General features: G+C 35.6%; 10 protein-coding genes. 3 read left to right on the plus strand and 7 right to left on the minus strand.

What is annotated here, in order from left to right; genetic code table 11:
• Positions 1-12: 12 nt before the first annotated feature.
• Entirely contained in the window at positions 13-3,111 is a 3,099-nt protein-coding gene (locus C245_RS0109635; protein ID WP_017496385.1) for an efflux RND transporter permease subunit, read from the plus strand.
• A 287-nt stretch (positions 3,112-3,398) separates the two neighbouring features.
• Here C245_RS0109635 and C245_RS0109640 read toward each other — a convergent pair whose 3' ends face one another.
• A complete protein-coding gene (locus C245_RS0109640; protein WP_017496386.1) occupies positions 3,399-3,779 on the minus strand; it encodes an ankyrin repeat domain-containing protein in 381 nt (126 codons plus the stop codon).
• A gap of 362 nt (positions 3,780-4,141) precedes the next feature.
• Between C245_RS0109640 and C245_RS0109645 the strand changes: the two genes are divergently transcribed.
• Positions 4,142-4,681: an SRPBCC family protein gene (locus C245_RS0109645; RefSeq protein WP_017496387.1), complete on the plus strand. Its 540-nt coding sequence runs from the start codon at positions 4,142-4,144 to the stop codon at positions 4,679-4,681.
• A gap of 84 nt (positions 4,682-4,765) precedes the next feature.
• Here C245_RS0109645 and C245_RS0109650 read toward each other — a convergent pair whose 3' ends face one another.
• The 6 genes from C245_RS0109650 to C245_RS0109680 form a co-directional block, all read right to left on the minus strand.
• Entirely contained in the window at positions 4,766-5,719 is a 954-nt protein-coding gene (locus C245_RS0109650) for a phosphoribosylaminoimidazolesuccinocarboxamide synthase (protein ID WP_017496388.1), read from the minus strand.
• 93 nt (positions 5,720-5,812) lie between these two features.
• On the minus strand, positions 5,813-6,289 hold the full coding sequence (locus C245_RS0109655; protein WP_017496389.1) for a GNAT family N-acetyltransferase: 477 nt from the start codon (positions 6,287-6,289) through the stop codon (positions 5,813-5,815).
• Positions 6,290-6,411: 122 nt separating this feature from the next.
• On the minus strand, positions 6,412-8,760 hold the full coding sequence (locus C245_RS0109660; RefSeq protein WP_017496390.1) for a prolyl oligopeptidase family serine peptidase: 2,349 nt from the start codon (positions 8,758-8,760) through the stop codon (positions 6,412-6,414).
• 185 nt (positions 8,761-8,945) lie between these two features.
• The gene (locus C245_RS0109665) at positions 8,946-9,776 is read right to left on the minus strand and encodes a Cof-type HAD-IIB family hydrolase (protein WP_017496391.1); all 831 of its coding nucleotides are present in this window, start codon (positions 9,774-9,776) and stop codon (positions 8,946-8,948) included.
• Positions 9,777-9,914: 138 nt separating this feature from the next.
• Complete coding sequence (locus C245_RS0109675) at positions 9,915-10,277, minus strand: DUF1801 domain-containing protein (protein WP_017496393.1); 363 nt, start codon at positions 10,275-10,277, stop codon at positions 9,915-9,917.
• Between the two features lie 150 nt (positions 10,278-10,427).
• Entirely contained in the window at positions 10,428-11,378 is a 951-nt protein-coding gene (locus C245_RS0109680; protein WP_017496394.1) for a PhoH family protein, read from the minus strand.
• 239 nt (positions 11,379-11,617) lie between these two features.
• Here C245_RS0109680 and C245_RS0109685 point away from each other — a divergent pair, with 239 nt between their 5' ends.
• Positions 11,618-12,445 carry an S-adenosyl-l-methionine hydroxide adenosyltransferase family protein gene (locus tag C245_RS0109685; protein WP_017496395.1) on the plus strand — a complete coding sequence of 276 codons (828 nt, stop codon included), beginning with the start codon at positions 11,618-11,620 and terminating at the stop codon, positions 12,443-12,445.
• Positions 12,446-12,475 lie beyond the last annotated feature (30 nt).

Here is a 12,475-nt window from a genome sequence, read left to right on the forward strand (position 1 = left end):
ATACTTTTTAAAATGAACAAATTCATAAGAAACATTATAGCTTTCTCCCTTAAAAATAAGGCCTTTACCTTCTTCTGGGTGGGATTATTGGCCGTAGCAGGATTCATTTCTTTCAAGAATATGCCAATCGATGCTTTTCCGGACGTAACCAATACCCAAATTATTATCATTACTCAATGGAATGGGAAAAGTGCCGAGGAAGTCGAACGTTTTGTAACCTCACCTATCGAGATCTCAATGAACTCGGTGCAAAAGAAAACCAGCGTTCGCAGTATTACAATGTTTGGTCTGTCAGTGATCAAAATTATTTTTGACGATGGAGTCGATGATACTTTTGCACGTCTTCAGGTCAATAACTTACTAAAAAATGTATCTCTTCCCGACGATGTAGAACCGGATGTTCAGCCGCCTTATGGACCAACGGGTGAGATTTTCAGATATATTGTAAAAAGTGACAGTAGAGACAGTAGAGAATTGTTAACCTATCAAAACTGGGTAATAGACAAACAACTTCGTTCTGTTCCCGGTGTTGCCGATCTAAACGTTTTTGGAGGGCAAACTAAAACCTATGAAGTTGGAGTTGATCCGATAAAATTAGCCAAATACAACATTACACCACTTCAGGTTTATAATGCTGTAAATGGAGGAAACCTGAATGTTGGTGGTGACATCATCGAAAAAAATGGTCAGGCCTTTGTTGTTCGTGGAGTTGGTCTTTTAAAATCGATCCAGGATCTTGAAAATATTATTGTTGACGATGCTAAAGGAAATCCAATTTTAGTCAAGAATTTAGCCACTGTTTATGAAAGTGCAATGCCAAGAGTCGGACAAACCGGTTTAGCGAAGAACGATGATGTTGTTGAAGGTATCATCGTAATGCGAAAAGGCGAAAATCCACAGGAAACTTTAGCTTTAATTAAGGCCAAAATACAAGATCTGAACGATAATGTGCTTCCAAAAGACATTAAACTAGTAACCTTTTACGATCGTGATAATTTAATGAACTTCACGACGGAAACCGTTATGCACAACTTATTTGAAGGAATCATTCTCGTTACCTGCGTAGTATTCCTTTTCATGGCCGACTGGAGGACCACTTTCACCGTTTCGATTGTTATTCCGCTTTCCTTATTATTTGCCTTCTTATGTCTTAAAATGATGGGAATGAGCGCTAACCTATTGAGTTTAGGTGCGGTCGATTTCGGAATTATTATTGATGGTGCTGTAGTAATGGTCGAAGGATTATTTGTAGTCTTAGATCATCGGGCACATCAACTGGGAATGACCGCCTACAATAAAATAGCAAAAGGAAGTCTGATTAAAAAAACCGGAGCAGAAATGGGTAAAGCCATATTCTTTTCTAAGTTAATTATTATCACAGCCCTGCTTCCTATATTCTCTTTCCAGAAAGTAGAAGGAAAAATGTTTTCACCTTTGGCGTATACCCTTGGTTTTGCTTTAATGGGGGCCTTACTATTTACGCTAACATTGGTACCTGTTTTATCACATATTTTATTGAATAAGAATGTGAAGGAAAAAAACAATCCGTTTGTTAATTTCTGGGATCGAATAGTAAGTAAAGGTTTTGCTTGGACTTTCAAACACAAGGTAAAAGCACTTGTAGGATCTATAGCGCTTTTAGTAACGGTTTTCTTCTCGGCTACCTTTTTAGGAACCGAATTTTTGCCTCAGTTAAATGAAGGTGCCTTATGGGTAACAGCTGAATTACCGATGAGTACATCATTGCCTGAGAGTGTTAAAACAGCAGCGATGATTCGAAAAGATTTGGAAAGTTTTCCCGAAGTTAAAAATGTTTTGTCGCAAACCGGAAGAAGTAACGACGGAACAGATCCGAATGGTTTCGGCTTTATACAGCTTCAGGTGGATTTAAAGCCAAAATCAGAATGGACGCGAAAAATAACAATGGACGAACTAATTAACGAAATGGACGATAAATTAAAAGTTCATCAGGGAATTACGTATAACTACTCACAGCCCGTAATTGATAACGTAGCCGAATCTGTTGCCGGTTTTAAAGCCTCGAATGCCGTAAAAATTTATGGAGATGATCTTGACAAATTGGATGAACTATCAAATGAAGTCTTGGCACAGATTAAAAACATCCCGGGTATTAAAGATGCCGGAATCCTTCGAAATGTTGGGCAACCTGAAATTAGTGTTGTTCTGGACCGAGATAAAATGGCTGCTTACGGTGTAACGCTGAGTGATGCACAGGCCGTTTTAGAATTAGCATTTGGAGGAAAAACAGCTACTCAAAAATATGAAGACGATAAAAAATTTGATGTAAGAGTACGTTTTTCAAAAGAGTATCGTAAAGACGAGAATGATATCGCCGAGCTTAAGGTTCCAACGATTAGCGGAATTAAGATTCCATTAAAAGAAATATCCGATTTAAAGACTATCACAGGTCCTGCTTTTATTTATCGAGATAATACCAAGCGTTTTATTGGGGTAAAATTCTCAGTTCGTGATCGAGATCTGGGAAGTACCATTGCCGAAGCACAGGCAAAAGTAGCTAAATTGAAACTTCCAACAGGCTATACTGTTGGCTGGACAGGAGAATTTGAAAATCAGGTTCGTGCCAGTGCCCGATTGGCGCAAGTGGTACCGATCAGTTTAATTGGGATATTTGTGCTCTTATTCATTCTGTTTGGAAATATTAAAGATTCGCTTTTGGTTCTGGCTAATGTTCCGTTCGCCATTATTGGCGGAATCATTGCCCTGCATCTTACCCGAATGAATTTTGGAATCTCTGCTGGTGTTGGTTTTATCGCATTACTGGGAATTTGTATTCAAAACGGTGTAATTCTGATCTCTGAATTCCATCATAATTTAAAAGCGAAATTCTCACTCGAAGAATCTATTTTTATGGGAGTAAAAGCCCGTACAAGAGCTGTTGTGATGACCGCGTTGATGGCTTCGATAGGTTTAATGCCAGCCGCCATTTCTACCGGAATTGGTTCTGAATCACAAAAACCGTTGGCCATTGTAATCATTGGAGGTTTAATTACAGCAACGATTCTAACCCTTTTGGTATTTCCTATAATCTTCTGGGTATTCAACCGCAAAAAACATGTTCCAATTGAATAAAAATATTGAAGATAGATTAATTGGTTAAATTAATTTGATTAAGTTTTTTTCGTAAAAAAGCATCATTATTTTTAATGGTGCTTTTTTTATATCATTTCAGGAAAAGAAATGCTCCTCCTTTCATTAAGATCATTTTAAATCTCTGCGATACTCTGTGTGCGCTTTGTGTGGCTTTGTGGAATAATAATAAAAACAAGACATCACCCCTATAAAATGAAAAACGACCTTCTGCTCAAGGAAGGTCGTTTCATATACTAACTCAAAACTAGATTTAAACTTCTAAACTGTTATTTTAAACCTTTTAAAATGGCTATTGCATCTGTCGCATTCGATAATTCTGCATATTTCAAAGCGGTAAAACCTTTCTCATTTCTAGCAGAAGCATCAGCTCCTTTTGCTAATAATACTTTCAAAATATCCACTTTGTTATAACGTGCAGCGATCATTAAAGGTGATAAACCTTCTGACATCTCGTTTACGTCAGCTCCATATTCTAATAATTTTTTAACGAAATCTAAATCTCCTTTACTAACTGCCACATTTAATGGTGTTGAAAAACTATTTACGATCTCTAATTGTGGTTTCACAACTGTTGTGTGATTTGATGCCATTGAAACATTTGCAAATGCTACTAAAGCTACTCCTAAATAAACGATTGAATTTTTCATAATGATTGATTTTTTAATTGATTGATTGATTGATGATGATTTTTAAATTCTTTGTAAAGGTAATTTATTTTCATGTATTATGTATAACAAAGTACCATGTTTTAACTAATTCTTAACATTCAATTAATATAAGCTGTAAAAAGTAATTTGAATGTTAATTGTCAGCTTTCTTAATAGACGCCTGAAGATTCGATTTGTTACAGTTTACAGTAAAAAAATATAAAAAATCTTATTATTTTTTTTCATGGCATTAAATACGAACCGTAACTTTTTTAACTTTACGAAACAAAAAACTCTGCAAACAAAGGTGTTACACTTTTAATTACAGAAAAGAAAAAACTAACAACCTAAAACCACAAACTATGAAGATCTTAAAAAGAATTCTAATTGTTTTAATCCTGATCGTTGCTATCGTACTGATTGCAGCTAATTTTATGCCTAAAACTTATGCCATAGAAAGAGAAATCACCATTAACAAACCTGTTGACAGCGTCTTCAAATATGTCAGATCTTTAAAAAATCAAAATGAATTTAGTGTTTGGGCCAATCTCGATCCCAAAATGAAATCTACTTATACAGGAACCGATGGAGATGTTGGATCAGTATCTGCCTGGGAAAGCACAGTAAAAGAAGTTGGTGAAGGAGAACAGGAAATCACAAAAATTACAGAAGGAAAACGCATTGACTTTGCTTTACGTTTCAAAAAACCAATGGACGATACAGCTGTAGGTTTTATGTCAACGGAGACTGCACCGGGAAATCAAACTAAAGTAAAATGGGGAATCAGCGGTGTTATTCCTTATCCAATGAATATTATGCTGCCAATGATGAAAATGGACCAAATGATTGGCAATGACCTGCAGAAAGGTCTGGAAAATTTAAAAGCCAGAATGGAAGAATAAAATTTATAGAATCTTTTTTATATAACAAACCCGACAGATTTTTAAAATCTGTCGGGTTTAGTAATATGGTAGGTATAAAAATTATTATTTTCCTGAAAGGTACTCTAATACATTTTTATTGATACGTTGATCAATATTATCAATATCTGCTTTTACGAACTTTTCTCCCAGAATATTTTCATACAATTCGATGTATCTTTCAGAAACAGATTGAATATATTCGTCACTCATATCCGGAATTTGCTGTCCTTCCTGCCCCTGAAAACCGTTTTCGATCAACCAGCGGCGTACAAACTCTTTAGACAATTGTTTTTGCTCCTCTCCTTTTTCCTGTCTTTCCTGATATCCATCCGCATAAAAGTAACGGGAAGAATCCGGTGTATGAATTTCGTCAATTAAAACGATTACACCATCTTTTGTTTTCCCAAACTCATATTTAGTATCTACCAAAATTAAACCACGGCTTGCCGCAATTTCAGTCCCTCTTTGAAACAAAGCACGGGTGTATTTTTCTAAAACAAGATAATCTTCTTCAGAAACAATTCCTTTTGCCAAAATGTCTTCGCGTGAAATATCTTCATCATGAGAACCGTTATCTGCTTTTGTAGTAGGCGTAATAATAGGCTCCGGAAATTTATCGTTCTCTTTTAACCCTTCAGCCATTGTAACTCCGCAAATTTGTCTTTTACCGGCTGCATATTCACGTGCAGCGTGTCCTGAAACATAACCGCGAATCACCATTTCTACTTTAAAAGGCTCACATAAATGTCCCACAGCTACATTTGGATCCGGAGTTGCAATCAGCCAGTTTGGTACAATATCCTGAGTTAACTCCATGAACTTTGTAGCAATCTGATTCAAAATTTGTCCTTTATACGGAATTCCCTTTGGCAAAACCACATCAAAAGCCGAAAGTCTGTCGGTTGCTACCATTACTAAAAGATCGTCATTGATGTTGTAAACCTCTCTTACTTTTCCGCGATAAACCGATTTCTGATTTGGGAAACTGAAGTTTGTAGTTGTGATTGTATTGCTCATTGTCTAGTGTTGTGTTGTTTTTTATGAATGCAAATTTAAAACTAATTAAAAGAAAAAAAGAACCTATTCAGATTCTTTTTTTTAGTCACGGTCTCAGTCGCAGTTACCGGTTTGTAAACTGCTACTGTTATTCCTTTCCGCATTTGTTAATTCCATATGTAAAATCGGATATGGTTTTCCGCAACCGTCCACATCAGACATCGATTTTACTTCAAAACCAAAATGCTGATAGAATTCCAAAGCTTGTATATTATCTTTATTAACATCAACTTTTGTTACATTTAAATTTTGAATGGCATACAGTAAAAGTTCTTTTCCAATACCTTTTCCTATTTCATTTGCCGAAACAAACAGCATTTCCAGATTTTCATCATTCGTGCCCATAAATCCAACAATCTCCTTTGTACTATTCTTTATACAATGTAGTGTTACATGGTCAAAAAAACCAGGGATTATTGTTTTATAAAATTCAAAATCTTCATTCTTTAAAAAATCATGTGTAGCTTTCACTGAAGATTCCCAAACATACATCAAAGCTTTGTAATCACTAATTTCTACTTTATCAATCACTTTATCTTTATTAGAAGTTACTATTCTCTTTTAATCCTATAATTCGTTTCAATTCTGCTTTAAAATGCAAAGTCCCCTTTCATGATACATAAATGGGGACTTTACAGCTGCTAGCGTATATTTTATTTTTTCAATAAAGTAGCATTAAACAAGTTTAAAATCCTGCTGTATTCGTCAATCCAGGAATAAGTCTCTTTAAATCCGTGAGCCTCCACAGGAAATGATGCCAGACTCCAATTCTTTTTCTGAAGTTCTATAAAACGTTGAGACAAACGAACAATGTCTTTGTATTCAACATTATCGTCTACCATTCCGTGTAACATCACTAAATTTCCTTTTAGATTATCGGCATAATAAATAGGTGAACTTTTTTTGAAGGCTTCCGGATCTGTTTCAGGAAAATTTAAAATGTTTCCGGTATATCCGTGATTGTAATGTGCCCAATCCGTAACAGAACGTAAGGCAGCTCCCGAGGCAAATTCACCCGGAGCAGTCAGCATTCCCATTAAAGTAATAAAACCACCGTAAGATCCTCCATAAATACCCACTCTGTTGGCGTCAATACCGTATTTTTCAACCAAATATTTTTTTCCATCTAAATGATCAGACAAATCTTTTCCTCCCATAAAACGGTAAATTCCGGTTCTGAAATCACGACCGTAACCATCACTTCCTCTATAATCTATGTCCAAAACAGTATACCCTAAATCAGTCAATAAATTATGGAACATATATTCTCTGTGATAATTACTCCAGTAATTGTGCGCATTTTGTAAATAACCTGCTCCGTGAACAAAAATGATTGCCGCTTTGTTGGCATTTTCCGTTTTTGGAGTGTATAATCTGGCGTTTACAGGAGTTCCATCCTGAGCTTTGAAAGTGATTACTTCCGGTTCTCTCCACTTGTATTCTTTAAAACTTGCAGAAACTGAAGATGATATTTGCTGTAAACTCGCATTCTTTTTATTGTCAGCAATATAAAAATCCCAAGGAATATTTTTATACGAATAACGTACTAAAAGTGATTTCTCGTCCGGAGAAACTACTACTTCATGCGCTCCGTCTTTGGTTAAAACAGGTTCTAAAGCACCACCTGCTGCAGGCAGTTTATAGAAATTTCTATTCCCAGGATGCGTTGTATTGGTTGTTAAATAAAATGTTTTTTTATCGTTAGACAAGGCTACATCACGAACTTCCCAATTTCCTGTAGTCAATTGAGTCTTTTTCCCTGATTTTAGGTTGTATGTGTACAAATGTGAATAACCAGTCGCCTCAGATTGGAAATAAATAGTTTCATTGTCTGCTAAAAAACCTAAAACTCCGGAATCAAATGAATAGGATGGAATTCCAGGACCCGCGATCCACGCATCGTCATGCTGATGTTCGATTTCTTTAAATGTCCCGTTCTCAAGATTCAGATTCACCAGCCATCTGTCTTTGTTGTCCTGACTTCTGATCTCTACAATTGCTGCAGAACCATTCTCGTTATACACAGGAGCCTGAGCTGTAATGAAACGATCTTCCTTAGCTTTATTTTTTAAGTTATCGTACGTTTCATAATACTTCGGATTGTCCTGAATATGGCTTAAAGTCGAAAAATTAACGTAATAAACCGTGTCTTTGGCCACAGAATAAATTCCCAATTTAGTCTTTACCAGATTGGCTATCGACACTTTTTGTTTTGTATCAGGAGTTTGGTTATAACCGTCATCTGTTATAAAAACCTCCATCTTTTCTTTTTTATTGTCTGATTCTTCAGCCAAACTAAAAGTGGCAAAATTTCCGTTTGGATCTGCTTTTAAATTGTAAAAGTTGTCTTTTCCATAAAAATATTCTTTTGCAAAATCAGATTTAACGGCTTTGCTTTTGGCAAGATTCCATTGTTTTTTAGCCGCAGCATCTCTCACAAACTGAAACAGTTCTTTTTGCTGTGTCTTTAAAAAAGACTCTTTATCAGGCGTTTTCTCCTTTTTTACTCCTTTTTTAAAGTTTGTTAACTGTAAAACGGTTCCTTCTTTTGCATTGTACTTGAAAATGTTATCATTCTGTTCAAAGAAAACAATCCCTGAAGTCGCCCCAAGTTCAACATTGGATACCGGAGTGCTTTGCTGAATAATTTTCTTAACTGTTTTTGTACTGATGGAATACGAGTACAAACCTCCTTTGTCGCTGTAATACACTACGTCTGAAGTTGGTTTTCTTTTAAAATCCAGCTTAGAAAAGGCAGCTTCTTTTGGCTCTACCAAAGTTGGCTTTGCCGCTCCTTTTTGCCAGGAATAGGTATTTGCACCCAAATCATTGGTTGGATTCCATTCGAAATATACTTTTTTACCGTCTAAAGACCAGCGTCCGTAAGTCGGTTGATTTCCAGTAAAACCTTCCCCTTTCATTATTTCTTCTAATTTCAGAGTTTGGCTATTGCCTGAAATGGATAGCATAAAAAAGGCAAGAATAAAGATGTTTTTTGTCATGGTATAGTTTTTTGATAAAACAAAAATACACTTTGAAACTTACTAAAAAAATGTTTTTACAACTTCAAGCAGCCAATCGTTCAAAGAGATAAAAAAAAGCCTTCAAAAACATATTTTGAAGACTTTCAGATTCTTTGATTGTAAAACTGTTTAAAACTTAAAAGCAATACAGCAAATTCTTATTTTTAATCCATTACGAATTCTTTATTCAAAATCTTAGAAGCAATGTAATTGGCAACACCGTCCTCTGCATTGGTTTTAATTACCTCCAGATCAGGCAAAGTTTCTTTTAGTAAGACCGGAGCATTACCCATAATTAAACCTTTTCCGGTTGCAGATAACATTTGTACATCGTTAAAACCATCACCAAAAGAGACTGCCTCTTCTAAAGAAAAGCCTTCTTTTTCTAAAACACGCTGAATTGATACAGCTTTATCAACCGATTTGTCCATGAATTCCAAACAGGTTGGCAAGCTAAATGCATGGTGTAAATCACTGGATGAATTTGCCAAAATCGTCTCTTTTAGGGCTACCAGTTTTTCATGATTCTCATGCGAGAAGAAAATTTTAATGGCTGCAAAATCTTCCAGCGTTTTATAATCTACCAATTCAGGGCGGTATTTTAATTCGGCCTGAAAAGCATTTAATCGCTCATTAATTCTATTCGTCTGCCAAACGTTTTCTTTGAACAAAACTACTGTAATTTCAGGATCAATCTCGACATCTAAAGCCGCTTTTACTACATCACTTTTTAAATCGAACGCAAAAAGTTCTTCTCTTTCAGGAGAATGAATCCTTGCTCCGTTTGAACTCACCAGATAAACGGGAATTTCAAGTGTTTCAATAATAGCCATCGCATCTAAATGATGACGGCCTGTTGCTACGATAATAAGATAATTTTGATGGTGAAGTTCCTGAAAAATGGATTTGGTATAATCTGATATTCTGTGTTGAGGGTTGAGTAAGGTTCCGTCTAAATCGGTTACTACAACTTTTATATTTTTAAGCTTCGTCATATTAAAATTCAAGTATTTATGAATGACAAAATTACGGCTTTGCTTGCAGAAGAGCAAAAATTACGGACTTCGAAAGCTTCAAAAACAGCAAGTTTATTATATATTTAACTATTACGTTAACTATTCCATTTTAAATATTCAAACTTTAATAATTCCGTTTTTGTATAAATGGAGAGCTTGTCCTATAATTTGTTCAATTCTTTCTACAGGTAAATCTTCTTCAGGATCAAAAAGCATAATTTTCATTCTGGATCGGGCTTCCTGAAGTAAAAAAGGCTCATCAAAGTGTTTTCCTTCTACAATTCCGATATATGGCTTTTTGTATTTTTTATGCGTCCATAAATAACAGAACATTTTCCCTTTATAACAGAAGAAAGGCATCCCGTATTTTAAAACATGAGTAACCTCTTTGTCCTGTCTTAAGATAATCTCTTTTAAGGCCAAAAAGACTCCTTTCCCGGGTTCTTCAAGTTTTTCGTAAAAATTATCAACTTCTTTCATTCCCTATTTAATTTAAAATCTGCATACCTTAAATTAAAAAAATATTCGTTTTACACCTCTCTTATTAAAGATTACTAGGTATAAAACGAATATTAATAAATGTTAAAACACATTTTACGATTTACATTTAACATTTCACTATAATTAAACTTAGTCGTGATTTTCGATCTGCTTGTAAGCGTCAATTACTTTTTTGACTAATCGGTGACGTACGATATCTTTATCATCGAGATAAATAATTCCGATACCTTCAATGTCTTTCAGTACCAAAAGCGCTTCCTTCAGACCGGAAATAGTTCTGCGCGGCAAATCGACCTGTCCGGGATCACCTGTAATCATAAATTTGGCATTTTTCCCCATACGGGTCAGGAACATTTTCATTTGCGAATGTGTCGTGTTCTGTGCCTCATCCAGAATTACAAAAGCATTATCAAGTGTACGCCCACGCATAAAGGCTAATGGTGCAATCTGAATAATTCCTTTCAAAATGTAATCTTCGAGTTTTTCGTTGGGAAGCATGTCGCGCAACGCATCATAAAGAGGCTGCATATAAGGATCGAGTTTTTCTTTCATATCGCCAGGTAAAAATCCCAGGTTTTCACCTGCTTCTACTGCCGGTCGCGTCAATATGATCCTTTTTACTTCTTTGTCTTTAAGTGCTTTTACCGCCATTGCAACACCCGTGTACGTTTTTCCGGTTCCGGCAGGTCCAACAGCAAATACCATATCATTTTTTTTGATGGTATCTACGAGTAACTGCTGGTTAGGCGTCATGGCTTTAATGATTTTACCGCCAACACCATGAACTAATATTTTGTCATGATCGTATGCTTTTTTTTCATCTTGTCCATCGCTCATAATTACCCGTTCGATTACATTATCATCAATGTTATTGTATCGGGTAAAATGAAGCATAAGCCTCTGGAATCTTTTTTCGAATTCATCTAAAACTTCTTTCTCGCCAAATGCCTTCAAAGTGGTCCCTCTCGCTACTATTTTAAGCTTTGGGTAATACTTTTTAATGATTTCAAGATGCGTATCCTGAGCACCCCAAAAGTCTTTTGGAGCGATGTCTATGAGCTCAATAATTCTTTCGTTCAAATGAGATAGTTTTAAATTAAAAATAAATCAGTTTTTATAAATCAGTAGTTGTCGGGTCTTTTTTTCGTCGCAGTTTCGGCGGGAGTTTTCGGCTGGTGTGACCGAGACTGAAAACTCTGGCCAATAATTGCAATTTGTCTTTTCATTTCTTCATTTTTGCAATTACTATTACTAGCTTTGCATTTCTCAAATTTAATGAAAATTAGATTTAAATACTACCAATAGTTATAAACAAAATTATGTCAATAATTACCCTCACTACCGATTACGGCTTAAAGGACCACTTTGTTGGTTCACTAAAGGGTAAAATACTATCGGAATATCCGGAAGTTACACTTGTTGACATTTCGCATGATATTGACCCATTTAACACAGCCGAAGCAAGTTACGTTATTGGCGCGTCGTATTTGAGTTTCCCAAAAGGAACCGTTCACTTAATTGGAGTAGATATCGAACGCAATAAAGAAAATCAGCATATTGCCATGCAATGGAACGATCATTACTTTATTTGTGCTGATAATGGTATTTTGAGTATGCTTACGCAGAAAATTGTTCCGCAAAAAATTGTTGCCATCAATATACACGACCGCTTTCCCAGCGAATTTAGCGATTTGGATATTTTCATTAAGGTGGCCTGTCACATTTCTAAAGGCGGCTTACTTAATGTTATTGGCAAAGAAATCAAAGAAATCAAGCAAATTACAGAGTTACAGCCCGTAGTTGCCGGCGACAACAACTCTATAAAAGGATACGTAATTTACATTGACCATTTCGGTAACGTAGTAACCAATATTTCGAAAAGGCAGTTTACAGAAGTTGCAAAAGGTCGGGCTTATGAAATTGTAATGAAACCCAAAAGTATCAAAACCATTTTACCCAATTACTCTGCCATTGCTAGTTCGGATAAATACCCTATAAAAACTTACGAAGGAGAGAAACTGGCTATTTTTAACGAAGCCGGATTCCTTGAAATCGCCATTTTCAGAAGCAATCCGTCTAAAGTGGGTTCAGCGAATAGCCTTTTAGGATTAAATTACAGAGATGTTATTACGATTAAGTTTTTATAATATTTTTTTGGATTTCAGATCTGGAATTTC

This window comes from Flavobacterium sp. WG21 (assembly GCF_000335775.1).
Lineage (GTDB): Bacteria > Bacteroidota > Bacteroidia > Flavobacteriales > Flavobacteriaceae > Flavobacterium > Flavobacterium tructae.